The organism is Mycobacterium sp., from assembly GCF_025933915.1.
In the GTDB taxonomy this organism is placed as follows: domain Bacteria; phylum Actinomycetota; class Actinomycetes; order Mycobacteriales; family Mycobacteriaceae; genus Mycobacterium.
This window is the reverse complement of sequence record NZ_JAICZA010000066.1, coordinates 1-24,832: the sequence shown is the minus strand read 5'-3', so window position 1 is coordinate 24,832 and position 24,832 is coordinate 1. Positions and strand designations below refer to the sequence as shown.

Genomic DNA, 24,832 nt, shown 5'->3' with positions numbered 1-24,832 from the left:
GGGACCGACGTCGACAATCCGCCACTACGGCAGCCGGGTGCGATGCCTCTTGTCGTGTGGCGGCACTCCGTTGACCCCACCGATGGACATGGCGTAGCCACCGACCGCGAACCCGACACCAGAACCCATGACCCCCAAGGCTTCCCGGTTGATGTTGTCGACGGTGTCCCGCGCGCTCTGAAAGTTCGGGTCGTAGGGCACGCCCGCCTGGCCTCCCCACAACCGGGCCTGCACGGTGGTTTTGGTCTGCGAGGAACCGGTGGTCAGGCCCCCGATCGGCACGCCCGCGACCATGAAGGGGTGGTAGCCGGCCCGGGGATTCAGCGGCATATCCGCGGCGCGCTTGCCGGCCAGGTTGAGATAACCGGCCAGGGTGCGCTCGATGCCGGCCGAGCCTTCGGGGACATCCGCTGCGGGCACGCCGGGTCCGGGCGGACCGGATTGATCGCCGTCGTCGGTGAAGAAGCCCGCGTTGGGCGACCCCAGCATCGTGAAGTTCAGGTACAGCGCGATGTCGTTGAGCTGATCGCGGTCCATACCGAAGACGTAATCCATGACCCCGCCCAGCCCGTCGGACGCGCCCCAGAACACGAACCGCACCGCGTTGCTCACCGGGGCCAGCGGACCCAGCTGCAGCGCCGTCTCGAGCACCGCGGCCACCCCGGAGCCATCGTCGTTGATGCCCGGTCCGGCGCGTGAGCCGTCGAGCTGCGCACCCACCACCACGACCTCGTGGGGCGACCCGGCCTTGGTCTGCGCCACCACATTTCGGGACGTGATCTTGGTGTTCACGGCATCCAGCACCAGGTGTATCGGCGCGGTCGCACCGGCCAGCGCGGCCGCACCGTAGGGGTTGACGACGGCGACCGGCACGGTCAGCTGCTTGAAGTAACCGGGGCTGAACAACGTGGGCGGGGCCCCCCTGCCGGTGGGGGCGCTGAGCACGATCAGCGCGCTCGCCCCCTTGGCCAGCGCGCTGTTCTGTTTGTCGACCACCGAGCAGCGGGTGTCGTCGACGACGGCGATCGCACCCTTGGGCACCACGGCCGGGTAGTCGTGGGCTGCGCAACCCGACGGCTGCGCCGGCCGGATCGGTTGCCCCGTCAGGCCGCCGGGCGGTGTCTGCACCAGCAGCGAGGCCTGGTCGGCGGGATAGGTGCGGCCCGCGACGGTCAGCGAAGGCGTACCCATAGACACGGTGTAGAGCCGGTCGAACTGCGGCGTCTGTACGTCGAAACCCTTGTCGCGCAACGCCTTGGCGACATAGTCCACGCTGGCGTTGAAGCCGGGCGTGCCGTCCGCGCGGTTGCCACCGTTGGCGTCGGCGATGTTCTGCAAGGCGCGCAGGTGGGTGAGCATGCCCTCGGCGGTCACCTTTTTGGCCAGGCTGCGCCCGAGATCGGGTGTCGCGGTCGGCAACCCGGGCCGCGGGGACGAACAGCCGGCCACGAGCACCGCGCTCAGCAACAGCGTTGCGCGCAGGCGGGAAATCATGACTTGGCGAGCACGTGCCGGGTCCGGTCCTCCATCACGGGGACTCCGTTGTGTCCGCCGAGGTCTTGGGCGTAGAGACCCAGGGCATAGGCCACCCCGCCGCCGTTGATTCCCAGCGCGGTGCGGTCGATGTGATCGAGGGTGTCGCCTTTCTGGTGATAGTTGGGGTCGAACGGTTGGTCGGCCGCCCCGCCCCACAACTTCGCCTGATCCGCGGACATTTTCCCCTCGGCGCCCGAGAACAGCCCGCCGGCGGGGATCCCCGCCAGGGTGAATCCGTCGTAGTCGGAGCGGCCGTCGAACGAGGTGTCCTGCGCGGTCTTGCCGGCTGACTTGAGGTACGCGACCAGCGTGCGCTCGATGCCGGCCGAGCCTTCGGGGACCACCGGTTGGCCGCGGGCGTCCATCGGCAGCGATTGGTCCCCGTCGTAGGTGAAGTAGCCGGGGTTCGGCGATGCGAGCATGTCGAAGTTGAGGTACAGCGCAATGTTTTTGAGCGCCGCCAAGTCCAGCGACTCCACGTAGTTCCGCGACCCGATGAGCCCGAGCTCCTCCGCACCCCAGAAGGCGAATCGCAACGCGTTGTGCACCGGCGGCGAACTACCCAGCCGCACAGCGGTTTCCAGTACCGCAGCTACCCCCGATCCGTTGTCGTTGATCCCCGGCCCCTCCGGCACGCTGTCCAGGTGGGCCCCCGCCATCACCACGTTGGTGTGCTCACCGGTTTTGGTCTGCGCGATCACGTTGCGGGCCTTGAAGCTTTGCGCACCGGCATCGAGCTTGATCGTGGTGGGCCCCGGCTGCCCGCGCAACTGCACTCCGGCGGACTTGGTCACGCTGAGCACCGGGATCTTCACCTCGGTGGTCGGCCCGAGCGTGCCGCCCATATGTTCTTCGTCGACGTTGTCGGCGATGATCATCGCCACGGCTCCGCGCTGCGCCGCGACGTCTTCCTTCTGGGCGAACGGGCAGGTGCCGCGATCGACGAGCACCACCGCACCCCGCACCGGGAGATCGCCGTAGTCGGCAGCCGCGCACCCCAAGCTGTTCGCCGGTGCGGGCACCAGTGGGCCGCTTACCCCTGCCGGCGGGGTTCCCAGGCTGAATTCCAGCGCGCGCGCCTCCACCGGCTTGCCGCCGACGGTCACCTCCGGCTTTTCGGCGTGAAACACTCGCGCCGAGAACTCGGGCGTTTGTACTTCAAATCCGCTGTCGCGCAAGGTATTCACCACATAGTCGACACTGGCCTCATATCCGCGGGTGCCCACCGCCCGAGTGCCGTTGTTGGCGTTGGCAATGTCTTGCAGCTTGGACAGGTGAGCCATCATCGCGTCGATCGTCACCTTGCCGCGCAGCGCGGACGCGAACTCGGCCGCGTCCGTCGTGTGCTCCGACGCGGACCGGTGGAAGCAACCGGTTGAGAATGCGGTCAGGGCGATCACGGCGAGCGCCGCCGGCAACGTCGTGAATTTTTTCACCATCGTGCCCCAGGTTAGACCGCGGCCCAAGCAGCCGGGATCAGGACACGGCGGGATTACACATACAGAGCGGTGAAGGGCGCAAAGGGGATGTTGCGCACCACGAACCACGCGAGCACCAACGACAATGTCACGACGGCGGCCCAGCGACGGTGTTGCCAACTGCGGACCCGCCGCCCCACCACGTGCCCATAGGTCCACGCAAGGTACGCCCACACCAACAGCACTACCGCCGCCAGGCCCAGAGCGTTGAACCTGGCGGCCGCCAACAGATTGCCGTGCATGAGGGAATACAGCATGCGCAGGCTGCCGCATCCGGGACAGTCGATCCCCAACAACGCCTTGGTCGGACATACCGGCAGCGGGCCGTTCGGGGATGTCGGGTCACCCGCCCAGATGGCGGCGCACATCAACGTCGTGGATGCGGCCACCACGAGTGGTGCACCCAAGCCCGCGTGCGCCGCCCCCCGGCGGGTCACCATGAGCGAGACCCGGCTTAGAACATCGCGGCAAGCGCCGCGTTGGTGTTCGTGTTCAGCGCGCCGACCGACATCAGGATGATGTAGATGATTCCGACGACGACGCCGATGGCCGCCGACCAGACCACCCATTTCTTGGCGCTGTCGGCCGATGCCTGCGCCTCGGCGTAGCGACCCTGTGCCCATAACCCGTTGACCTGGCTGGATTTGACGATCGCCACGATCCCGAACGGAAGACAGCAGAACAGGGTCACCAGAATCGACCACACCAGATAGTTATTCGGCGCTTGGGCGGCCGGCTGCTGCGGCGGGTAACCGGGAGGAGGCGGCGGCGGGGGCGGCGGTTGTGTCATGGACTCTCCAGTCAAAGGAAGTTAGCTGGCGTAAAGCGGTGCTTACCATACCCGCTCGGCCTCGCCTCGGCACTAGCAATGAAAAAATCTGGTGTCGGCAACAGCTGTCGCGACGCATTGGGGGCGCCTGCGTCGCGGCGCGAAGGTTCGATTATGGCCCGGTCTCAACATCATTCGAGATCCACGGCGGTGAAACGCGTATGGCCGCGATCGCGCGGACGCTTTGCAGGTGAGGCGGAAAATGATGCCCTGACAGACAATTGCCGACGGAACGTATTGCATTACCACGACATAGCCCTAATATCCGTGTTAGCAGCGGCCGTTAAGGAGCCATTCATGTCTGATTTCAGCAACGCGCTGAGAGCGGCGATGGCAACGGCACTCACGGGTGGTTTCGCGTTAGCGGGTAGCGTCACGGCTACCGCGGACCCTTCCAATACCGGTAGCTCGTCGGACATCAACACGCTCGCGGCCTCGCTGTCGAAGGGCTACGGCCTGAACAACTGCACCGCCCAGAACATCGACCGTGGCAGGCAATTGGCCGTACTCACGTGCGGGCAAAGCCCCGACCCGAAAGGACCGGCACAGGCGAAGTACGTCCTGTTCACCAACGCCGACAACTTGGCCACCGCATTCCGGGCCACCATCAAGGAGGATGTCCTGACGCCGTGCGGGGACGCCAACCAGTCGCCGTCCAGCTGGCACAAGGACGGTTCGCCCGCCAGCGCCGGACAGGCGGCGTGCGGCACTTACCAAAACGCCGCGGAGATCATCTGGACGACCGACGCCAAAAACACGCTGAGTTACCTGCGCGCGTCCAGCACCGATGTTGCGGCGCTCCACCGGTGGTGGCGCGCCAACGGTTGACGTTCCCGCCCGGGCCGCAACCCATCCCTCAACCGGTAACCGAAATACGTTCGCCCCTCTTCATTTCCATCAACCGCAAGGAGTCAAAAATGTCACATCTGATCACCGCGTTGCGCGCCGTATCGGCCACAGCTTTCACAGCCGGTTTGGCTTTAGCGGGCAGCCCCACCGCGATCGCGGAACCCAACACCGGCAGCGCGACGGACATGAACACCCTCGCCGCTTCGCTGTCGAAGGGCTACGGCTTGAACAACTGCAAGCCGCAAGAGCTGACCGAAACCGGTGAACTGGCCGAGCTTCTCTGCGGGCAGAACCCCGACTCCAGCGGACCCGGTTCCGGCGTCTACGCGCTCTTCTCCAACAGCACGAACCTGGGCGCGGCATTCAGTTCCACTATCAAGGACGTGGCCCTGGCCGCGTGCGGGGACGCCGGGAAGTCGCCGGGGACCTGGCGCCAGAACGACCAGACCGGCGGGCAGATCGCCTGCGGCACCTACAAGAACTACGCGACGCTGACCTGGACCACCGACGCGAAAAACGTGCTGGGCCACCTGACCTCGTCGAACACCGACGTCAACGCGCTCTACCAGTGGTGGCGCACGAACGGCTGACGTTTACAGTTGAGCCCCAATCAATTCCGCGACCGCGCACATCCCGGCGGGGTTGGGGTGCAACGGTGCGGGGCGACCCGGTAGCGGAACACCGTAGCGCGCCGGCAGCGTCGTCCACGGCTCGGCGGACCAGGCGTGGTGTTCGCGGCTGGCCGCGGCGGCGCGGATGATTTCACAGCCGGTTGCCGCCGCGGCGTCGGCCGTCATCCTTTCCAGCGTCGCGGCCACATGCCGGCCCAGGTCGGCGTCCGCCGGCGACAGCGGTGCGGCCGGCACGCCGGCGGGCGGCAGCATCGTCAGGTAGTCGACGAAGAAAATTCGTGCCCCGCCGGATCGCTGACGCACCGCACGGCCCACCGCACACAGCGATTCGAACACCGCGTCAAGGGCCTGATTTCGCGCGTCGCCATCCAACAGTTCGCGGATGCGGTCGCCCAGCAGCGGCAGGCGCCGCAGCGGGTGCGGCAGCGAAGCGGCCATCAACAGCGGAACATAGCCGACGTCGTTGCCGCCGATGGTGACGGTGACCAGGCTCTCCGAGCCGTCCAGCGCGTGGATTTGCGGTGGTGCGCCGCGTTGACGATCGGCGAGCACGTGCGCGGTGGTCGCGCCGGAGAAGGTGACGTCGACCAAGTCGTAGTGGTAGCGCCCGGCGATCAGGTGCGCATAATTGCGCGCGGACCGGCCCGACCACCGCGGGGCCCCCGCGGCGCGCGGTCGGATGCCGGGACCGGCGGCCATCGAACTGCCCAGCGCGACATAACGTTTCATCTGTCGGGGCTGGATGCCTGGGCCCAGAACCGCTTCGGGATCCGCCCGGCCCGCCGGGCCAGATAGCCGGCGGTGACGGCGGCCGACATCGCGGCGGCCATCGCGGCGGGATCGGCGGCGCGGGTCACCGCGGAAGCCAACAGCACGGCGTCGCAACCCAATTCCATCGCCAGCGCAGCGTCGCTGGCGGTACCGATTCCGGCGTCGAGCACCACCGGAACGCCTGCCCCCGCGACGATCATCTCGATGTTGTGCGGATTGGTGATGCCAAGCCCCGTCCCGATGGGCGAGCCCAGTGGCATGACCGCCGCGCATCCGGCGTCCTCGAGTCGGCGCGCCAGCACCGGGTCATCGTTGGTGTAGGGCAGCACGACGAACCCGTCATCGACCAATTGTTCCGCGGCCCGCACCAATTCGACGGCATCGGGCAGCAGTGTGCGTTCGTCGGCGATCACCTCGAGCTTGATCCAGTCAGTATTCAACGCTTCGCGAGCCAACTGCGCGGTGAGCACCGCCTCGGCCGCGCCGCGACATCCCGCGGTGTTGGGCAGCGGCGTGATGCCCAACCGGTTGAGCAGATCGAGCAATCCGGTGCCGCCCTCGGCGTCGACCCGGCGGATCGCGACGGTGGTCAGTTCCGTGCCCGACGCGACCAGCGCCTCCTCCAGCACCGCCAGGTTGCCGGCTCCCCCGGTCCCCATGATGAGCCGCGAGGCGAAGCTGCGGTCCGCGATCGTCAGTTTGAGGTCAGCCACCTTGCACCGCCGTCACAACTTCGAGTCGCACGGGAGCACCGGAAAGCTCAGAAAGCTCTGTCGCCCATCGCGATCGCGGCAGTACCGCGTCGTCCATCGCCACGGCGACGCCGCGACCGCCAAAACCCAGGGAATCGAGCAGCGCGGACACCGTGGTGTGCGCGTCGACGTCGACCCTCTTCTCGTTGACCAGGACGATCATTGGTGTACTCCCACCGGTGCCAGTTCGGAAACGATTTGTTCTGCCGTCCAGGGCGCCAGCAGAAACCCCGACCGGCCGTGGCCAGCGGCGACCAGCGTGCGGGCGTCCAAACGATGCACCAACGGCAGATTATCGGGTGTCATCGGGCGCAGCCCGGCGACACACTCGGCCAGCTCGTATTCGCCCAGCGCCGGCAGCACCGCGCACGCGTCGTCGAGAAGGTCACGCACCCCCGAGACGACCGGGGCGGTGTCGCGCCCGTGCTCGTATTGGGTGGCGCCGACCACCACCCCGTCCGCACGCGGAACCAGGTATACCTGCCGCCCATGTACTCGGGCGCGAATGACCCTCCGTGGCAACGGCATACAGCCTTTTCTCCACCGCAGCCGCAGCACCTCGCCCTTGACCGGGCGCACCGACAGGCCGGGCCACAACGCCGGTGCGTCAATTCCGTTGGCGATCACCACCGCATCGGCTTCGACGGCCGACAGGTCGTGCGCCGGCGGCGCCCACCGCACCCCGAGGCGCTCGCATTCGGCGTCCAGCGCGTCGAGCACCGCCCGATTGTCCACGGCCAATTCGGTGGGCGCCCGAAAGCCGTGCCGGATGCCCTGCGCCAAAAGGGGTTCGACGTCGCGGGCGGCCGATTCCCAGACCACCGGGTGTCCCTGCGCGGACAACCAGTCCGCGACGGTGCGCAGGTCGGCGACGTCGGCGCGGTCGACGGCCACCACCAGCGACTCGCGGGCGGTGACCACCTCCGCCGGCAGGCCCTCGGTGAAACCGCCCTCACGCCACAGCCGCAGCGATTCCAGCCCCAGCCGCAACAACCGCTCTTCGCCGGGCCAGCCCTCGCTGTGCGGAGCAAGCATGCCGCCGGCGACCCAGGATGCGCCCTTCTCACCGCTGCGGTGCACCCGCACCGACCACCCGGCCTGCGCGGCGCGGCGCGCCACCGCCAGCCCGATGACGCCGCCGCCGATGACGGCCAGGGACCCCAGCGGTGGTCCCGAAGGCATCCCGGTCATTGTCGAACCTCCCTTCGCCGGCATGACCCGGATCAGGTGTGACGGTAAGGGCAGGTCCACTGCAAGCCCGGCTTGCACAATGGGTTAGCCCACTCTCAGCCCCGCTCCCGGGACTCCCGTGTCTGGTAGTTCTCTGGGCTCCACGCTAGCGCGCTAGCGTCTCGGTGTGCAGCGTCCCTTTGATAGACGACTCTCCGTTCTGGCCACAGCCCGGCTGTATCTGTGCACCGACGCGCGCCGCGAGCACGGCGATCTGGCCGAGTTCGCCGACGCCGCCCTGGCCGGCGGGGTGGACATCATCCAGCTGCGCGACAAGGGGTCGGCCGGAGAGCAGCGGTTCGGGCCGCTGGAGGCGCGCGAGGAGCTGGCCGCCTGCGAGATCCTGGCCGACGCCGCGCGCCGGCACGGCGCCCTGTTCGCGGTCAACGACCGCGCCGACATCGCCCGTGCGGCCGGCGCCGACGTGCTGCACCTCGGGCAGGGCGACCTGCCGCTGGACGTCGCGCGCGAGGTTGTCGGGCCGGAGGTGCTGCTCGGCGCGTCCACCCACAGCGCCGAGCAGGCCGCCGCGGCGGCGCGCGGCGCGGCGGACTACTTCTGCGTCGGCCCCTGCTGGCCCACGCCCACCAAACCGGACCGCGAGGCGCCGGGGCTGGGACTGGTCCGCGCCGCCGCCGAGCTCGGGGCCGACAAGCCGTGGTTCGCGATCGGCGGCATCGATGCGCAGCGGCTGCCCGAGGTGCTCGACGCCGGCGCGCGCCGCGTCGTGGTGGTGCGCGCGATCACCGCGGCCCCCGACCCGGGGGCCGCGGCGCGGCGGCTCAGTTCGGCGCTTGCAGCAGCGAGCTGATCCGCCGGCTCAGCTGCGACGGGACCTGATCCGCGTCACCGGGCATGCACCACACGAAGACACCGGCCTCGACCTCGATCGTGCGGGGCAGGTATTGCCGGCGTTGGTCGCCGTGGCCCAGCGGCAACAGCGCCGGCGCGGTGCGCAGCTGTTGCCAGCTGGCGGCGAAGCCGGGATGCAGCGGCAGGTCGGCCACCTCGTCCTCGGCGACCCAGCGCATTTCGGCGCTTTCCCGGTTGGGCACGGTGTGCAGCAACTCGTCGGCGTCGGCGACCACGGTGGTGTAGCTCCACTGGGTGCCGCCGATCCCCGCGACCTCGGCGGTGACCAGCGTCGCGCGCACGGCCAGCCGCTCGACGAGCAGGCCGGCCTCCTCGTTCGCTTCGCGGACAGCCGTCTGCTCCGGCGTTTCGTGGCTGTCCCGGGCGCCGCCCGGCAGGCCCCAGGTTCCGCCCTGGTGGCTCCACACCGCGCGATGCTGCAGCAGCACGGCGGGTGTGCCGTCGGGCCTCGGCGCCCGCAACAGCAAACCGGCGGCGCCGTAGCGGCCCCAATAATGGGCGCCGCGCTCGGAGATCACCCAACCGTCACCGTCGCCCTGCACGGATCAAGGATAGGCAGACTCGGTCCTTGGCGGCCTTCGGCGCGTCGGCAATTGCGTCTGCCTCCACCCATCCACCCGAACATGCTCTTAGACTTCGCTTATAGCGGTCCGTGCAGCGAAATCCAGTGGCCAAGAGATGAGGGCTGATCAGACGTGACGGTTGAGCTGGCGCACCCGTCGACCGAGCCGCAGGGATCGCGGTCACCGGCCGAACCAGCCCATCCACGCTGGTGGTTCATCTCGACGACGCCGGGCCGCATCCTGACCATCGGCATCGTGTTGGCGGCCCTGGGCGGGGTGAGCGCCTTCGCCACCTCGACCACCATCAACCACCGGCAACAGGTGCTCACCACGGTGCTCAACCACACCGAGCCGCTGTCGTTCGCCGCAGGGCGGCTCTACACCACCCTGTCGGTAGCCGACGCCGCGGCGGCCACCGCGTTCATCGCCGAAGCCGAACCGCCGCCCGTCCGGCAACGCTACGAGCAGGCCATCACCGACGCGGCCGTGGCCGTGACCAGGGCCTCCAGCGGACTCACCGATGAACCGCTGATCCAGTTGCTGGGCCGGATCAATGCCCGGCTGGCCGTGTACACCGGCCTGATCGAAATCGCACGAACCAACAACCGGGCAGGCAACCCGGTGGGGTCGTCGTACCTGTCGGAGGCATCGGGGCTGATGCAATCGACGATCCTGCCCGACGCGGCACGGCTTTTTCGGGCCACCTCGGAGCGGGTGGACGCGGAAACCACCGCGTCCACGCAGATCCCGGCGCCGGTCATCATGGTCGTCGGCACCACCGTGGTCTTCGGCGCGTTCTCCCATCGCTGGCTGGCCCGGCGCACCCGGCGCCGCATCAACCCGGGCCTGGTCGTGGGCGCGCTCGCTATTCTCGTCATGGTGGTATGGGTCGGAACTGCGCTAACCATCTCTACGACGGCGAGTCGTAGCGCGAAGGACACCGCCGCGGAATCCCTCAAGACCGTCACCAATGTCGCGATCACGGCCCAGCAGGCGCGCGCCGACGAGACGCTGTCCCTGATCCGGCGCGGGGACGAAGAGAAACGCAAGCAGTCGTTCTACCAGCGCATCGACTCGATGCACCGCCAGCTCGACCAGTACATGTCCCGCAGCGACGCCGTGGACAAAACGGACCTCCAAGGCGCCGATCAGCTGCTGCTGCGCTGGCGGCAGGCCAACGACCGGATCAGCTCGTACATCTCGGTGGGTAACTATCGCGCCGCCACCCAAGTCGCGCTGGGCAGCAGCGAGGAAGATTCCACCCCGGCGTTCGACAAGCTGGAAGACGAGTTGGTCAAGGCCATGGACCAGGGCCGCATCCACCTGCGCAACGACGTCATCAACGCGCGCAGCGGGCTGTCCGGCGCGCAGGTGGGCGGCGTGGTGCTCAGCCTCGGCGCCGCCATCGCGGTGGCGCTGGGCCTGTGGCCGCGGCTGAAAGAGTATCGATAATGATCCGCCTGCCCATGCTCCGCCGGGCGTGCGCCCTGGCCGCCACGGTGGTGGTGCTGGCGGGCTGCGGGCACACGGAATCGCTGCACGTGGCCAGCGTTCCGACGCTGCCGCCGCCCACCCCGGTCGGCATGGAGCAGCTGCCGCCCCTACCGCCGCTGCCGTCCGACGGCCCCGATCAGAACTGCGATCTGACCGCCAGCCTGCGGCCGTTTGCCACCAAGGCGGAGGCGGACGCCGCGGTCGCCGACATCCGCGCGCGGGGCAGGCTGATCGTCGGGCTCGACATCGGCAGCAACCTGTTCAGCTTCCGCGACCCGATCACGGGCGAGATCACCGGCTTCGACGTCGACCTCGCCGGCGAGATCGCCCGCGACATCTTCGGCGCCCCGTCCCACGTCGAGTACCGGATCCTGTCGTCGGACGAGCGGGTCACCGCGCTGCAGCGCGGCGAGGTCGACGTCGTGGTCAAGACCATGACCATCACCTGCGACCGGCGCAAGCTGGTGAGCTTCTCCACCGTCTACCTCGACGCCAATCAGCGCATCCTGGCCCCCCGCGACTCGTCGATCGTCAAGGTGAGCGACCTGTCCGGCAAACGCGTCTGCGTGGCCAAGGGCACCACCTCGCTGCACCGCATCCGCCAGATCGACCCGCCCCCGGTGGTGGTGTCGGTGGTCAACTGGGCCGACTGCCTGGTGGCGATCCAACAGCGACTCATCGATGCGGTCAGCACCGACGACTCCATCCTCGCCGGGCTGGTCGAAGAGGACCCCTACCTGCACATCGTCGGCCCCAACATGGCCACTCAGCCCTATGGCATCGGCGTCAATCTGAACAACACCGGCCTGCTGCGGTTCGTCAACGGAACCCTGGAACGGATCCGCCGGGACGGCACGTGGAACACGTTGTACCGCAAGTGGTTGACCGTGCTGGGCCCCGCGCCAGCCCCGCCCACCCCGAGGTATCTGGACTGATGGCCGAACCGGATAAGCCAACCGAGCAGCCGGAATCCGGCTCTGAAGACGTGGCAGACGTGGCAGACGTGAACCCGGGCACCCAGCCGGCGGAGGCCGCCAGCGGCGCCTCGACCGGGCGGCTGCAGGCCACGCAGGCGCTGTTTCGCCCCGACTTCGACGACGACGACTTTCCGCTGGGCGCCCTGGACACCGACACCCCCGACCGCATGACGGTGGCGACGCGTGCGCTGCCGCCGGTCAGACAGCTCGGCGGCGGGCTGGTCGAGATTCCGCGGGGACGCGACATCGATCCGCGCGAAGCGCTGATGACCAACCCCGTGGTCCCCGAGTCCAAGCGCTTCTGCTGGAACTGCGGGAAGCCGGTGGGCCGATCCAGCAAGAAGGAGAAGGGCACCTCGGAGGGTTGGTGCCCGGCCTGCGGCAGCCCGTATTCGTTTCTGCCGCAACTCAATCCCGGGGACATCGTCGCCCACCAATACGAGGTCAGGGGCTGCATCGCGCACGGCGGACTGGGCTGGGTGTACCTGGCCGTCGACCACAACGTCAACGACCGGCCCGTGGTGCTCAAAGGCCTGGTTCACTCCGGCGACGCCGAGGCGCAGACGATCGCGATGGCCGAACGACAGTTTTTGGCCGAGGTGGTCCACCCGCAGATCGTGCAGATCTTCAACTTCGTCGAGCACAAGGACCAGCGCGGCAATCCGGTCGGCTACATCGTCATGGAGTACGTCGGTGGGCAGCCGCTCCACCATGGCAAGGGTGAGAAACTCCCCGTCGCCGAGGCCATCGCCTACCTGCTGGAAATCTTGCCCGCGCTGAGCTATCTGCACTCCATCGGCCTGGTCTACAACGACCTGAAGCCGGAGAACATCATGCTCACCGAAGAGCAGCTCAAGCTGATCGACCTGGGTGCGGTGTCGCGGATCAATTCGTTCGGATACCTCTATGGCACACCGGGTTTCCAGGCGCCGGAGATCGTGCGGACAGGCCCGACGGTCGCCACCGACATCTACACGGTGGGGCGCACACTGGCGGCGCTCACGCTCAACCTGCGCACCCGGAACGGCCGCTACGTCGACGGCCTGCCCGAGCACGACCCGGTGCTGGAAACCTACGACTCCTTCCACCGGTTGTTGCGCCGCGCCGCCGATCCCGACCCGCGACGCCGGTTCGCCAGCACCGAGGAGATGTCCGCGCAGTTGATCGGTGTGCTGCGCGAGGTGGTCGCCCACGACAGCGGGGTGCCGCGGCCCGGGCTGTCGACCATCTTCAGCCCCAGCCGCTCGACGTTCGGGGTGGACCTGCTGGTCGCGCACACGGACGTGTACCTGGACGGCCAGGTCCATTCGGAGAGGCTGACGGCCCGCGAAATCGTGACCGCACTGCAAGTGCCGCTGGTCGATCCGGCCGACGTCGCCGCCTCGGTACTGCAGGCGACGGTGTTGTCGCAGCCGGTGCAGACCCTGGACTCGTTGCGCGCGGCCCGGCACGGGACGCTCGACGCCGACGGAGCCGAGCTGTCCGAGTCGGTTGAGTTGCCGTTGATGGAGGTCCGCGCGCTGCTGGATCTCGGCGACGTGGCCAAGGCCACCCGCAAGCTCGAGGACCTGGCCGAGCGAGTCGGCTGGCAATGGCGGCTGGTCTGGTACAAGGCCGTGGCCGACCTGCTCACCGGCGATTACGAGTCGGCCACAACACATTTCATTGAGGTGCTGGATACGTTCCCGGGTGAGCTGGCGCCCAAGCTGGCGTTGGGTGCCACCGCCGAGCTGGCCGGCGACGTCGACGTGCACAAGCACTACGAGACGGTGTGGAAGACCAACGACGGAGTGATCTCGGCGGCGTTCGGGTTGGCCAGATCGCTGTCCGCGCAAGGCGATCGGGCCGCCGCGGTGCGCACGCTGGACGAGGTGCCGGCCACCTCCCGCCACTTCACCACCGCGCGCCTGACGAGCGCGGTGACGTTGTTGTCCGGCCGGACCAAGAGCGAGATCAGCGAAGAGGACATCCGCGACGCGGCGCGGCGGGTGGAGGCGCTGCCGCCCACCGAGCCGCGCGTGCTGCAGATCCGCGCGCTGGTGCTGGGATGCGCGATGGACTGGCTGCAGGACAACAAGGCCAGCACCAACCACATCCTCGGCTTCCCGTTCACCGAGCACGGGCTGCGGCTGGGCGTCGAGGCGGCGCTGCGCAACCTGGCCCGCGTCGCCCCCACCCAGCGGCACCGCTACGAGCTGGTGGACATGGCCAACAGGGTACGGCCCGCCAGCACGTTCTGAGATTGCATGCGCTAGCCCCCGTGCGTGAGCGCTCGTGCGTTAGCCCCCCGTCAGTTAGCCCCCGTGCGTTAGCCCTCGTCAGTCCCGGGCTTTGAGTGTGAAACCTCGGCTTTCGGTGTGAACACTGGGCGACGACACGCCGATGATCCCCGCCGTGGGCTCACACTCAAAGCCAATGTTTCACACTCAAAGCCGTGGATTTACAGCCGATTTCGCCAGCGCCTTTTGCACCCGGCGGATGATACCGGCTGGGCGGTCCTCCGCCACGACCCGGACGACGACCCACCCCATCTCCTCGAGCATCTCCATGCGCTGAATGTCTTTGGTGAATTGCCGCCGGTCGATGCGATGGTGATCGCCGTCGTATTCGACGGCCACCAGCCACTCCGCCCAACCCAAGTCCAGGTGGGCGACCGGTATGCCGTCGGCACCCAGCACTGGGATCTGGGTCTGCGGCCGGGGCAGGCCCGCATCGATGAGCAGCAGCCGCAGGTAACTCTCCCTCGGTGACTGTGCGCCCGCGTCGACCAGGTCGAGCGCGGCCTCCAATCGCCGCAGCCCGGGCGAGCGAGGGTGTGCCGCCGCGACACGCAGCACGTCGCCGACCTTGAATCCCGTTGCCCGGGCCAGCGCGTCCAGCCGGACAACGGCCGAACGCACCGCCCCCCGCCGGCCGATGTCGAAGGCGGTCCGCTCCGGCGTGGTCACGACGAGCCCATGGTGGACCTGGGTTTCGCCGGGGCACAGCGTTTCCCGACGCGTCAGCACCCCATCGGGGGGATGGGTGTTGGTGTGTATCAGCTCGACCGGGACATTGTCGGGGATCCATTCGGCGCCGTGCAACGCCGCCGCGGCCGCTCCCCCGATGATCGCCGTCCGCCGCGACCACAGCCAGGCCGCGCGGATGCGCAATTCGAGCGACAGCTCCGCGTCCTCCGGCGCGTAGACGTTCGGAAACACCGCCCGGTAGGCGGCCCGCAACTGGTGGCGGCTCAGCCTTCCCGATGCCAGCTCCTCGCTGCCGATGAACGGCGTTTGCCTCATGCCGCGAACCATCGCACGTCAACCCCGGTTCGCGAGTGCATCTGTGCACAAGGCCCGGGTTATCGGCTATGACGTCAGCACGTTCACGCAGTCACGGGCGATGGCCAGTTCTTCGTTGGTCGGGATCACCAGCACGGCGATCGGTGAGTCGTCGGCGGAGATCCGGCGCGCCCCCTTGTCCGCGCCGAGGTTGCGGCGCTCGTCCAGCACGATGCCCAGCTCTTCCATGCCGGCGACCGCGTCACGGCGCACGGCCACGTCGTTCTCGCCGATTCCGGCGGTGAAGCTGATCACATCGGTGTGCCCAAGCACCGCCAGGTAGGCACCGACGTACTTGCGCAGCCGATGCGTGAACACGCTATAGGCCAATTGCGCTGACTCATCGCCGGATTCGATCATCGTCCGTAGCCGGCGAAAGTCACGCTCGCCGGACAGACCCAAAACCCCGGACCGGTGGTTGAGCATGACCTCGACGTCGTCGACGCTCATCTTGGCGGTGTGGCACAGATAGCGGACGACACCGGGATCGATGTCACCGCTACGGGTGCCCATCACCAGCCCTTCCAGCGGAGTCAACCCCATCGAGGTGTCGATCGGCCGGGTGCCGGCGATCGCCGAAGCGGAGCAACCGTTACCCAGGTGCAGCACAATCTGTTTCAGGTCGCCAAGCGACCTGTCCAGGAATGCGGCGGCCTGCTCGCTGACGTAGCGGTGCGACGTGCCATGGAACCCGTACCGGCGGATCTGATGCTGCCGCGCCAGTTCGCGGTCCATCGCGTAGGTCGCCGCCGCGGGCGGCAGGTCGTGGAAGAAGCCGGTGTCGAACACCGCGATATGCGGAAGGTCGGGCAGCAGCTTTCGCGCGACCTCGATTCCCTTGAGCGCGGGCGGATTGTGCAGCGGCGCCAGGTCCGACAGTTCGTCGAGCCTCGCGATCACCGCGTCGTCCAGCAGCGTGGGCTCATAGAAGGCGTTGCCGCCGTGCACCACTCGATGACCCACGGCGACGACGCCGCATGTCTTCAGGTCGATACCGTCGTCGGCCAACGTGTCGAACGCACGGCGCAGCGCGGCGTCATAGTCGGGAACCGGCGACGCCGCCTCTCCGATCCGCTCCACGAGCCCCGTCGAACGGGCTGTGCCCGAATCGGGATCGACCACCTGAAACTTCAGAGATGACGAGCCGGAGTTGATCACCAGCACCAGGCGCGCGCTGTCACTTCCCATCACGGCCACCCTGCGCCTGAATCGCGGTGATGGCAACGGTGTTCACGATGTCTTCGACCAACGCGCCCCTCGACAGGTCGTTCACCGGCTTGCGCAAGCCCTGCAGCACGGGGCCGATGGCGAGCGCGCCGGCACTGCGCTGCACCGCCTTGTAGGTGTTGTTGCCGGTGTTGAGGTCGGGAAAGATCAGCACCGTGGCGCGTCCGGCCACCGGCGAGTCGCGCAGCTTGGTGGCCGCGACCGACGGCTCGATCGCGGCGTCGTACTGGATGGGACCCTCGACCGGCAGGCCGGGGTTGCGCTCTCGCACCAATTGTGTTGCCGTCCTTACCTTGTCGACGTCGGCGCCAGTACCGGAGTCGCCGGTCGAGTAGGACAGCATCGCCACCCGCGGTTCGATGCCGAACTGTGCGGCGGTACGCGCCGACGAGATCGCGATGTCGGCCAGCTGCTCCGGTGTCGGGTTCGGGATGATCGCGCAGTCGCCGTAGGCCAGGACACGATCCGGCAGGCACATCAAAAAGATGCTGGACACGGTGGAGACGTCCGGGACCGTCTTGATGACCTCGAATGCGGGCCGAACGGTGTGCGCCGTGGTGTGCGTGGCCCCGGATACCATGCCGTCGACCATGCCGTCGTACACCATCATGGTGCCGAAATACGTCGCGTCGCGCATGACCTCGCGGGCCTGCTCGACGGTCACGCCCTTCGCCTTGCGCAATTGGGCATACTGGTCGGCGAACTCGTCGCGCAACCCGCTGATGCGCGGATCGATCACCTGCACGTCGGCCAGATCCACTCCGAGTTCTCCTGAACGCTGGCGGATTTGGGCTTCGTCACCCAGGATGGTCAGGTCGGCGACACGGCGCTGCAAAACCCGTCCGGCGGATTGCAGGATACGGTCGTCGTCGCCTTCCGGCAGCACGATGTGCTTGCGATCCGAACGCGCCTGCAGCGTCAGCTGATGTATGAACATCTGCGGCGTGGTCACGGTGGGAATCGGAATGGCAAGCTGCGCCAGCAGATCGGTGACGTCGACGTGGCTGTCCATCAGCGCCAGCGCGGTGTCGATCTTGCGCTGCGAGGTCGCCGTCACTCTGCCCCCGGCCGAGGCGGCCGCGCTGGCCGCGTCGTAGGTGCCCAGCGCGGTGGCGACGATCGGCAACCGCAGCCGCAGCCCGGCGACCAGGGCAGCGATGGAAGGATGCAGCTCGAAGCCGCCATTGAGGACGATGCACGATAGCGACGGAAAGCCTTCCGCGGCATGGGCGCTGGCGACGGCGAGCACCACGTCCGATCGGTCACCGGGGGTGATGACCGCCATGCCGTCGCGCAACCTTTCCAGGACGTGATCGGCCGTCATTCCGGCGACCATGACGCCGGTCACCTCGCGTTCGCGCAGTGATTCTTCGCCGCTGACCGGCGTCCCGCTCACCGCCGCTTCCAGCTCTGCCACCGTCGGCGCCGACAACAGCGGTTCGTCGGGCAGCACGTAGCTGCGCAAGGAAGTCGCGCTCAGCGCCTCGTCCAACTTTTCTCGGATGGCCGCCACCCCGTCCGGCTCACAGCGGTTGGCCACCACCGCCGCCGTGTGGGCGCGCTGGGCGTCCAGTTCGGCCAGGCAGACCCCGACGACGTCGGCCACCTCAGCGGCGGTCCGCCCCTTGCCGCTGACCGTCAGCAGCAGCGGCGCGCCGAGATTGACCGCGATGCGCGCGTTGGTGGAAAGCTCCACTGGCCGGGTCGCCTGTCCCAGTTCGGAGTAATCGCTGCCGACGATCACCACCACGTCGCACACCTGGGCCACGGCGTGGTACGCGTCGACGATGGCGGCGATCGCCGCGTCACCGTCCGCGTGCAGCTGCTGGTAGGTGACGCCGACGCATTGCTCGTACGACAGGCCCGCGGTGGTGCGAGACAGCAGCAGTTCCAGGATGTAGTCGCGGTCCTCGCTCGGATCCTGCGGCGGCCCGCTGCGGTCGGACCTTGTAATGGGCCGGAACACACCGACTTTGGCGACCGTCGCGGTCAGCCGGTGCAGCAGGCCCAGCGCGATCGTCGACTTTCCGGTCTCCGGCTCGGGCGCGGCGATGTAGATTGCCCGCACTGGAGCGGAGACCACTCGTCCGCCCCTCAGGCCAGCCGCCGCAGCCGCGGCGCCAGGTCCTTCTCGAAAAGATCCAGGAACCGGCGCTGGTCGTGACCGGGCGCGTGGAACACCAGGTGGTTGAGGCCCCACCCCACGTACTGGCCGACCTTCTCCACCGCTTCGTCGGGATCGGAGGCCACGATCCAGCGCTTGGCGACCTGCTCGATCGGCAGTGCGTCGGCGGCCTTCTCCATTTCGATCGGATCGTCGATGCTGTGCTTCTGTTCGGCGGTCAGCGACAACGGCGCCCAGAACCGGGTGTTCTCCAGCGCCAGTTCGGGATTGGGGTCATAGGAGATCTTGATCTCGATCATCTTGTCGATGTCGTCGACGTTGCGGTCGTTGATCGCCGCCCCTTCCACGACCGCCGGGATCAGCTTGTCTTTGTACAGCTCCTCTCCCTTGCCCGAGGTGCAGATGAAGCCATCGCCGGCGCGCCCGGCGTATTTGGCCACCGCCGGGCCGCCGGCCGCGATGTAGATGGGCACCCCGCCCTCGGGCACGTCGTAAATAGACGCGCCCTTGAGCCGGTAGTAGTCGCCGTCGAAATCGACGCGGTCGCCGCGCCACAACTCGCGCATCAATCGCACCGATTCGCGCAGCCGTGCGAACCGCTCCTTGAACTCCGGCCACTCGCCCTGGTATCCCGTCGCGATCTCGTTCAGCGCCTCGCCGGTGCCGACTCCGAGGAAGACGCGGTTGGGGTAGAGGCAGGCCATGGTGGCGAACGCCTGCGCGATGACGGCCGGGTTGTAGCGAAAGGTCGGGGTGAGCACCGAGGTGCCCAGCAGGATGCGGTCGGTCCGTTCGCCGACGGCGGTCATCCAGGCCAGTGAGAACGGCGCGTGTCCACCCTCGTGTCGCCACGGCTGGAAATGGTCGCTCACGGTTGCACTGTCCATGCCGTGACCTTCGGCGGCGACAGCAAGCTCGACAAGCTCGCGCGGTGCAAATTGTTCAGCGGACGCTTTGTATCCGAGTTTCAGTTCAGCCACCCGTTCTTTCTACTCCTCGCGGCGATCACAAGCGCGGCGGAGCCGGGCGCAGCGGGTCGCCGCGCAGTCAGACCTACACTCGCGGGCATGGGATCGGGGCCAACCCTTGTTCAAGTGACCGACACGGTGTACCTCGCCCAGGGCGAGGCCGTTAACTGGACGCTGGTCGTCGACGGCACCGGCGTGATGCTGATCGACGCCGGATATCCCGGGGACCGACAAGACGTGCTGACGTCGCTGCGGCAGCTGGGCTACGGCGCCCGCGACGTACGCGCCATCCTGCTGACCCACGCCCACATCGACCACCTGGGCTCGGCGATCTGGTTCGCCAACGAATACGGCACCGACGTGTACTGCCACGCCGAAGAGGTCGGTCACGCCAAGCGCGAGTATCTCGAGCAGGCCTCGGTTTTCGATGTCGCCCTGCGCATTTGGCGGCCCCGCTGGGCAGTGTGGGGGCTGCACGTGCTGCGCAGCGGCGGCCTGATCCGCGACGGCATCCCGTCGACCCGGCCGCTGACCGCCGACGTGGCCGCCGCGCTGCCCGGTCACCCGATGGCCGTTTTCACCCCCGGGCACACCAGTGGGCACTGCTCGTATGTGGTCGACGGCGCGTTGGTCAGCGGCGACGCGTTGATCACCGGGCACCCCCTGTTACGGCACGGCGGGCCGCAGCTGCTGCCGGAGGTGTTCAGCCACAGCCAGCAGAATTCGCTGCGCAGCCTCGACGCGTTGGCCCTGCTCGACACCGACGTCTTGCTGCCGGGGCACGGCGAGGTGTGGCACGGTCCGATCCGGGAAGCCACCGCTCGGGCCATTACCGCTGCGGCAGCCACTTCTCGAAGGCGATCGGGGTGAACGGTCCCCAGGACGGCAGCGGGTCGGGGGTCACCCGGGCGTAGCCCGTCGCGTCGTAGAGCGCCTCCGCCTCGGGCTGCCGGTTGCCGGTGATCAAGTAGAGCCGCCGATACCCCCGCACCAGCGCCTCCGCCTCCAGCGCGGCCAGCAACGCGCGCGCGTACCCGCGGCGCCGGTGGGCGCCGTCGGTCCAGATCCGCTTGAGTTCGGCGGTCTGGGGGTCGTAGCGGCGAAACGCGCCGCCGGTCACGGGCACCCCGCCCACCACGCCGATCAGCAATCCGCCGTCCGGTGGCGCCAACTCGGCCTCGGGCACGGGCAGCCAGGTCAGGTGCGTACTCGGCGTGCCGCCGTATCGCTGTGCGTACTCGACGGCCAATTCGGCCAGCAGGGGTTGCGCCAGCGGGTCGTCGTGGGTCGCCGACACGAATCGCAGCCGGCCGTGTGGTGGGGTGGTTTCCGGCCTCATGGAAACTCAAACGCGTGTCGCGGTGACGTATTCCGGGATGAACTCCGCGTCGCCGGGCCCGGTGCGCCGCCGCTGTCCCAGCCCCAAGGCGCCGAGCAAGTCGGTGATGTTGCGCCCCAGCGTCTCCCAGCCGTGGGTCGCCAAATACTCAGGGACATAATGGTATCCACCCGGGTAGGTCAGGCTCGCCAGGTCGACGTCGAGGCCGCGCTGCCGCCAGCCGTCCACGAAGGCGCGCTCGGCCCCCAGCTGCAGCGGATTCCAGGTGGGCATGTGATCGGCGACCAGCCGGCTGCCCGGGGCACTCGCCGCGGTGACCCCGTGCAGCAAGCGGTTCTGTTCCTGGGGCGGCAGATACCCGACGAGCAACTGCTCGGCAACCCACACCGTGGGCTGGGCGGCGTCAAAACCCACCCGCCGCAACGCCGCCGGCCAATCCTGGCGCAGGTCGATGCCGACCGCGCACCGGTTGGTGGCCAAGGTGGCGTCGAGCCCGCGCAGCACGCCCGACTTGAAGTCGAGCACCTGCGGCCGATCGATCTCGAAGATCGTCGTCCCTCGCGGCCACCACAGCCGGTACGCCCGGGTGTCCAGACCCGACGCCAGGATCACCACCTGCCGAATGCCCGCCCTGCCCGCGTCGGCGAGGAACTCGTCCACAAAACGGGTGTGCGCCGCCAGCGCATCCATCAGCGCCGTCATCGCCGGGTCGTCGCCGCCATCGGCCGCGAACACGTGGTCCTTGATCGCCCGGGTGAGGTACTCGATCCCGACGGCGCACAGCAACGGCTCGGCGAACGGATCGTTCAGCAGCCCCTTGTCGGTGGCCACGGCCCGCGCGGCGGCGCCGAACGTCGCGGTCACCTCCACGTCGGCCGTCGGTGCCATGGTCCGCTCAGACGTCGGAGCGGCGCCGCAGGGTCAGCCCCACGGCCGCTCGCCAACCCAGCAACAACAGCGCGGTGACCGTCGCCGCCACCACGACGAAACTGGCGGCCACCCCCGCGGAGGTCGCCTTGCGCAGCACCATGCCGACAATCACCGTGGACAGCCAGACGACGACCCCGGTGGGGGCCACAGCGGTGGGCCGTCGCCAGCCGCGTGCGACCAGCCACCCGATGGCGGTGCCGGTGAGAAACGGCCATGCCGTCGCCGCGATGCCGGTGGCGTCGAGCCCTTCGTCGTGGCTGCGGCGCCCGAGGGCGCAGAACACCAGCACCCCGATGACGTCCACGGCGAGCCAGCCCAGCCACTGGAGCCTAAGCATGCGGCGAGACTACCGGGCAGCGCCGTCGATCCTTGACCCGGCGGCCACGGTGAACCTAGATTCGTCAGCAATGAATACCCATTCACTGGAGGGCCTCGCGGTGGTCACGGGCGCCGGGTCAGGCATCGGCAAGGCGATCGCGCTGGGGCTCGCGGCGCGGGGTGACCGCGTCGTCGCCGCCGATCTCGACCAGGCGGCGGCCTCGGCCACCGCCGGCGAACACCCCGACCGGATCACCGCGCTGCCGGTCGATGTGGCCGACCCGGAGCAGGTCGGCTCGCTGCGGGATCGCATCCACGCCGATCTCGGGGTGCCCAACATCGTCGTCAACGCCGCCGGATGGGATCGTACTGACCAATTCCTCAATGCCACAGCGGAATTCGCGCAGAAGGTGGTCGCCATCAACTACCTGGGGCCGGTGCATGTCTGCTCGGCGTTCCTGCCGGGGATGATCGAAACGCACGGCGGCGGACGCGTGGTCAACCTGGCCAGCGATGCCGGCCGGGTCGGCAGCGCGGGCGAGAGCATCTACGCGGGCGCCAAGGGCGGGGTGATCGCCCTGACGAAGTCGCTGGCCCGCGAGATGGCGCGTCACCAGATCACGGTGAACTGCGTGTGCCCGGGACCGACCGACACACCGCTGTTTCACGCCCAACCCGAGAAGCTGAAAGAAGCACTGGTCAAGGCGATCCCGTTTCGCCGGCTGGCCCGGCCCGAGGAGGTCGCCGCGCCGGTCCTGTTCTTCGCGACCGACGCCGCCTCGTTCATCACCGGACAGGTGATCAGCGTCAGCGGCGGGCTGACGATGGCCGGTTAGCGGCCGGCTAGTGGCAGGCTGACTTCTATGAGTGCCAAGACACCACCCGCCTTCGACCGCTACGACCCCCTGGGTCTGGACGCCTTCCTGTCCGATGACGAACTCGCGGTGCGCGACACCGTCCGGGAATTCTGTGCCGAGCACATCCTTCCCCACGTCGCGGAGTGGTTCGAGATCGGCGACCTTCCGGTCCGCGAACTCGCCAAGGGTTTCGGCGAGCTTGGCCTGCTGGGCATGCACCTGGACGGGTACGGCTGCGGCGGTGCCTCCGCCGTGCACTACGGGCTGGCGTGTGTGGAGCTGGAGGCCGCCGACTCCGGCCTCCGATCGATGGTCTCGGTGCAGGGCTCGCTGGCGATGTTCGCGATCTGGAAGTTCGGATCCGAGGAGCAAAAACAGGAATGGCTGCCGGGTATGGCCACCGGCGAACTGCTCGGCTGCTTCGGGCTGACCGAGCCCGACGCCGGATCCGACCCCGCTGCGATGAAAACCCGTGCGCGACGGGATGGTTCGGATTGGGTGCTCAACGGACGCAAGTTGTGGATCACCAACGGTTCGGTCGCCGACGTCGCGGTCGTGTGGGCGGCCACCGACGACGGCGAATCCCAAGGGATTCGGGGCTTTCTGGTGCCCGCCCGCACCCCGGGCTTCACCACCAACACCATTCACCACAAGCTGTCGCTGCGGGCCTCGATCACCAGCGAGTTGGTGCTCGACGACGTGCGGCTGCCCGCCGAGGCGATGCTGCCCGACGCCAAGGGGCTGCGCGGTCCGCTGTCCTGCCTGTCCGAGGCCCGCTACGGCATCATCTGGGGCTCCATGGGAGCGGCGCGCTCGGCCTGGCAATCCGCCCTCGATTACGCCACGCAGCGCACCCAGTTCGGCCGCCCGATCGCCGGATTCCAGTTGACCCAGGCCAAACTCGTCGACATGGCGGTCGAGCTGCACAAGGGCCAGCTGCTGTCGCTGCACCTCGGCCGCCTCAAGGACAGCGTGGGGCTGCGTCCCGAGCAGGTCAGCTTCGGCAAGCTCAACAACACCCGCGAGGCGATCGAGATCTGCCGGACCGCCCGAACGATCCTGGGCGGCAACGGAATATCGCTGGAATACCCGGTGATCCGGCACATGGTCAACCTGGAATCGGTGCTGACCTATGAGGGCACACCGGAGATGCATCAGCTGGTCCTCGGTCAGGCGTTCACCGGCAGCGACGCCTTCCGCTGATGAGCGGTCTGTCCTACACGCCGGAGCACCACCAGTTCCGCGAACTGGTAAGGGATTTCGTGCAGCAGACGGTCGTGCCCAACCACGAGGACTGGGAACGGCGCGGCCAGTGGGACCGCTCCCTGTTCATCGAGGCGGGCAAGCTCGGGCTGCTGGGCTTTTCGGTGCCCGAACATCTCGGCGGCCCGGGCGTGGGCGACTTCCGCTACAACGCGATCGTGATCGACGAGTTGCAGCGGGCGGGCGCGGCCGCCGAGGCCATCGCCTTCACGCTGCAAAACGACGTGGTGTTGCCCTATCTCACCAATTTGACGAACTCCGAGCAGCAACAGCGCTGGCTGCCGGGCGTGGTCACCGGCGAGACCGTGCTCGGCATCGCGATGACCGAGCCCGGCACCGGCAGCGATCTGGCCGGGATCCGTACGACGGCGGTGCGTGACGGCGACGACTACGTCGTCAACGGCGCCAAGACGTTCATCTCCAACGGACAGGTCGGCGACCTCTTCGTCATCGCGGTGCGCACCTCGCCGGATCGCCACCAGGGCCTGTCGCTGCTGG

At 68.2% G+C, this 24,832-nt stretch carries 27 protein-coding genes and 1 riboswitch; of the genes, 10 read left to right on the top strand and 17 right to left on the bottom strand.

Annotated elements, in window-relative coordinates; all coding sequences use genetic code 11:
- Window positions 1–24 precede the first annotated feature (24 nt).
- The 4 genes from Q0W90_RS12715 to Q0W90_RS12700 are packed head-to-tail and all read right to left on the bottom strand — an operon-like array spanning window position 25 to window position 3,804.
- Window positions 25–1,494, bottom strand: coding sequence for a M28 family peptidase (locus Q0W90_RS12715; protein ID WP_297774756.1), 1,470 nt, complete (start codon window positions 1,492–1,494; stop codon window positions 25–27).
- Window positions 1,491–2,975, bottom strand: a complete 1,485-nt coding sequence (locus tag Q0W90_RS12710; RefSeq protein ID WP_297596658.1) for a M28 family metallopeptidase — start codon at window positions 2,973–2,975, stop codon at window positions 1,491–1,493. The genes Q0W90_RS12715 and Q0W90_RS12710 overlap by 4 nt, the downstream gene beginning before the upstream one ends.
- A gap of 53 nt (window positions 2,976–3,028) precedes the next feature.
- The gene (locus Q0W90_RS12705; protein WP_297774753.1) at window positions 3,029–3,454 is read right to left on the bottom strand and encodes a DUF2752 domain-containing protein; all 426 of its coding nucleotides are present in this window, start codon (window positions 3,452–3,454) and stop codon (window positions 3,029–3,031) included.
- A gap of 14 nt (window positions 3,455–3,468) precedes the next feature.
- Window positions 3,469–3,804, bottom strand: a complete 336-nt coding sequence (locus tag Q0W90_RS12700; RefSeq protein ID WP_297596662.1) for a CD225/dispanin family protein — start codon at window positions 3,802–3,804, stop codon at window positions 3,469–3,471.
- Window positions 3,805–4,140: 336 nt separating this feature from the next.
- Here Q0W90_RS12700 and Q0W90_RS12695 point away from each other — a divergent pair, with 336 nt between their 5' ends.
- Window positions 4,141–4,671: a serine/threonine protein kinase gene (locus Q0W90_RS12695; RefSeq protein WP_297596664.1), complete on the top strand. Its 531-nt coding sequence runs from the start codon at window positions 4,141–4,143 to the stop codon at window positions 4,669–4,671.
- Window positions 4,672–4,699: 28 nt separating this feature from the next.
- On the opposite strand, the gene Q0W90_RS12690 is transcribed toward Q0W90_RS12695, so the two are convergent.
- Complete coding sequence (locus Q0W90_RS12690) at window positions 4,700–4,879, bottom strand: hypothetical protein (RefSeq protein WP_297774763.1); 180 nt, start codon at window positions 4,877–4,879, stop codon at window positions 4,700–4,702.
- Here Q0W90_RS12690 and Q0W90_RS12685 point away from each other — a divergent pair.
- Window positions 4,818–5,282 (top strand): serine/threonine protein kinase, encoded by a 465-nt coding sequence (locus Q0W90_RS12685; protein WP_297774761.1) that lies wholly within the window; start codon window positions 4,818–4,820, stop codon window positions 5,280–5,282. The two genes, Q0W90_RS12690 and Q0W90_RS12685, sit on opposite strands and share 62 nt — an antisense overlap.
- 3 nt (window positions 5,283–5,285) lie before the next feature.
- Here Q0W90_RS12685 and Q0W90_RS12680 read toward each other — a convergent pair whose 3' ends face one another.
- Genes Q0W90_RS12680 through thiO form a run of 4 tightly spaced genes read right to left on the bottom strand, consistent with a single transcriptional unit; the run spans window position 5,286 to window position 8,029 of the window.
- Window positions 5,286–6,053, bottom strand: coding sequence for an SGNH/GDSL hydrolase family protein (locus Q0W90_RS12680; protein WP_297596667.1), 768 nt, complete (start codon window positions 6,051–6,053; stop codon window positions 5,286–5,288).
- The gene (locus Q0W90_RS12675; RefSeq protein WP_297596669.1) at window positions 6,050–6,808 is read right to left on the bottom strand and encodes a thiazole synthase; all 759 of its coding nucleotides are present in this window, start codon (window positions 6,806–6,808) and stop codon (window positions 6,050–6,052) included. Before Q0W90_RS12675 ends, Q0W90_RS12680 begins: the two co-directional genes overlap by 4 nt.
- Window positions 6,801–7,010 (bottom strand): sulfur carrier protein ThiS, encoded by a 210-nt coding sequence (gene thiS / locus Q0W90_RS12670; RefSeq protein ID WP_297596671.1) that lies wholly within the window; start codon window positions 7,008–7,010, stop codon window positions 6,801–6,803. The genes Q0W90_RS12675 and thiS overlap by 8 nt, the downstream gene beginning before the upstream one ends.
- Entirely contained in the window at window positions 7,007–8,029 is a 1,023-nt protein-coding gene (gene thiO / locus Q0W90_RS12665; RefSeq protein ID WP_297596673.1) for a glycine oxidase ThiO, read from the bottom strand. The genes thiS and thiO overlap by 4 nt, the downstream gene beginning before the upstream one ends.
- Window positions 8,030–8,168, bottom strand: a riboswitch (TPP riboswitch).
- A gap of 69 nt (window positions 8,169–8,237) precedes the next feature.
- Between thiO and thiE the strand changes: the two genes are divergently transcribed.
- Window positions 8,238–8,888 carry a thiamine phosphate synthase gene (gene thiE, locus Q0W90_RS12660; RefSeq protein ID WP_297774758.1) on the top strand — a complete coding sequence of 217 codons (651 nt, stop codon included), beginning with the start codon at window positions 8,238–8,240 and terminating at the stop codon, window positions 8,886–8,888.
- Here the strand turns inward: thiE and Q0W90_RS12655 are convergent.
- On the bottom strand, window positions 8,860–9,492 hold the full coding sequence (locus Q0W90_RS12655; RefSeq protein ID WP_297697765.1) for an NUDIX hydrolase: 633 nt from the start codon (window positions 9,490–9,492) through the stop codon (window positions 8,860–8,862). The genes thiE and Q0W90_RS12655 overlap by 29 nt on opposite strands.
- A 153-nt stretch (window positions 9,493–9,645) precedes the next feature.
- On the opposite strand from Q0W90_RS12655, the gene glnX reads away from it, so the two are divergent.
- The 3 genes from glnX to Q0W90_RS12640 are packed head-to-tail and all read left to right on the top strand — an operon-like array spanning window position 9,646 to window position 14,224.
- Window positions 9,646–10,965 (top strand): protein kinase G-activating protein GlnX, encoded by a 1,320-nt coding sequence (gene glnX, locus Q0W90_RS12650; RefSeq protein WP_297596677.1) that lies wholly within the window; start codon window positions 9,646–9,648, stop codon window positions 10,963–10,965.
- Window positions 10,965–11,942, top strand: coding sequence for a glutamate ABC transporter substrate-binding protein (locus Q0W90_RS12645; RefSeq protein WP_297596679.1), 978 nt, complete (start codon window positions 10,965–10,967; stop codon window positions 11,940–11,942). The genes glnX and Q0W90_RS12645 overlap by 1 nt, the downstream gene beginning before the upstream one ends.
- Window positions 11,942–14,224, top strand: a complete 2,283-nt coding sequence (locus tag Q0W90_RS12640) for a serine/threonine-protein kinase PknG (RefSeq protein ID WP_297697769.1) — start codon at window positions 11,942–11,944, stop codon at window positions 14,222–14,224. The genes Q0W90_RS12645 and Q0W90_RS12640 overlap by 1 nt, the downstream gene beginning before the upstream one ends.
- Window positions 14,225–14,410: 186 nt before the next feature.
- Here the strand turns inward: Q0W90_RS12640 and Q0W90_RS12635 are convergent, their stop codons facing one another.
- From Q0W90_RS12635 to fgd, 4 genes are all read right to left on the bottom strand, one after another.
- Window positions 14,411–15,268, bottom strand: coding sequence for a hypothetical protein (locus Q0W90_RS12635; protein ID WP_297596683.1), 858 nt, complete (start codon window positions 15,266–15,268; stop codon window positions 14,411–14,413).
- A gap of 66 nt (window positions 15,269–15,334) precedes the next feature.
- Window positions 15,335–16,495, bottom strand: coding sequence for an acetate kinase (locus Q0W90_RS12630; protein WP_297596685.1), 1,161 nt, complete (start codon window positions 16,493–16,495; stop codon window positions 15,335–15,337).
- Window positions 16,485–18,602, bottom strand: a complete 2,118-nt coding sequence (pta, locus tag Q0W90_RS12625; RefSeq protein ID WP_297596711.1) for a phosphate acetyltransferase — start codon at window positions 18,600–18,602, stop codon at window positions 16,485–16,487. Before pta ends, Q0W90_RS12630 begins: the two co-directional genes overlap by 11 nt.
- 26 nt (window positions 18,603–18,628) lie before the next feature.
- The gene (gene fgd, locus Q0W90_RS12620; RefSeq protein WP_297596687.1) at window positions 18,629–19,639 is read right to left on the bottom strand and encodes a glucose-6-phosphate dehydrogenase (coenzyme-F420); all 1,011 of its coding nucleotides are present in this window, start codon (window positions 19,637–19,639) and stop codon (window positions 18,629–18,631) included.
- Between the two features lie 87 nt (window positions 19,640–19,726).
- Here fgd and Q0W90_RS12615 point away from each other — a divergent pair, with 87 nt between their 5' ends.
- Window positions 19,727–20,497 (top strand): MBL fold metallo-hydrolase, encoded by a 771-nt coding sequence (locus tag Q0W90_RS12615; RefSeq protein ID WP_297596690.1) that lies wholly within the window; start codon window positions 19,727–19,729, stop codon window positions 20,495–20,497.
- Here Q0W90_RS12615 and Q0W90_RS12610 read toward each other — a convergent pair.
- Genes Q0W90_RS12610 through Q0W90_RS12600 form a run of 3 tightly spaced genes read right to left on the bottom strand, consistent with a single transcriptional unit; the run spans window position 20,457 to window position 22,233 of the window.
- Window positions 20,457–20,966 carry a GNAT family N-acetyltransferase gene (locus Q0W90_RS12610; RefSeq protein WP_297697771.1) on the bottom strand — a complete coding sequence of 170 codons (510 nt, stop codon included), beginning with the start codon at window positions 20,964–20,966 and terminating at the stop codon, window positions 20,457–20,459. The genes Q0W90_RS12615 and Q0W90_RS12610 overlap by 41 nt on opposite strands.
- A gap of 6 nt (window positions 20,967–20,972) precedes the next feature.
- Window positions 20,973–21,854 carry an SAM-dependent methyltransferase gene (locus Q0W90_RS12605; protein ID WP_297774748.1) on the bottom strand — a complete coding sequence of 294 codons (882 nt, stop codon included), beginning with the start codon at window positions 21,852–21,854 and terminating at the stop codon, window positions 20,973–20,975.
- 7 nt (window positions 21,855–21,861) lie between these two features.
- The gene (locus tag Q0W90_RS12600) at window positions 21,862–22,233 is read right to left on the bottom strand and encodes a DUF3054 domain-containing protein (RefSeq protein ID WP_297596697.1); all 372 of its coding nucleotides are present in this window, start codon (window positions 22,231–22,233) and stop codon (window positions 21,862–21,864) included.
- Window positions 22,234–22,303: 70 nt separating this feature from the next.
- Here Q0W90_RS12600 and Q0W90_RS12595 point away from each other — a divergent pair, with 70 nt between their 5' ends.
- From Q0W90_RS12595 to Q0W90_RS12585, 3 genes are all read left to right on the top strand, one after another.
- Window positions 22,304–23,050: an SDR family oxidoreductase gene (locus tag Q0W90_RS12595; RefSeq protein WP_297697774.1), complete on the top strand. Its 747-nt coding sequence runs from the start codon at window positions 22,304–22,306 to the stop codon at window positions 23,048–23,050.
- 27 nt (window positions 23,051–23,077) lie between these two features.
- Entirely contained in the window at window positions 23,078–24,274 is a 1,197-nt protein-coding gene (locus Q0W90_RS12590) for an acyl-CoA dehydrogenase family protein (RefSeq protein ID WP_297697776.1), read from the top strand.
- On the top strand, window positions 24,274–24,832 hold a 559-nt coding region (locus Q0W90_RS12585; protein ID WP_297774745.1), incomplete at its 3' end, for an acyl-CoA dehydrogenase family protein. The genes Q0W90_RS12590 and Q0W90_RS12585, both read left to right, overlap by 1 nt.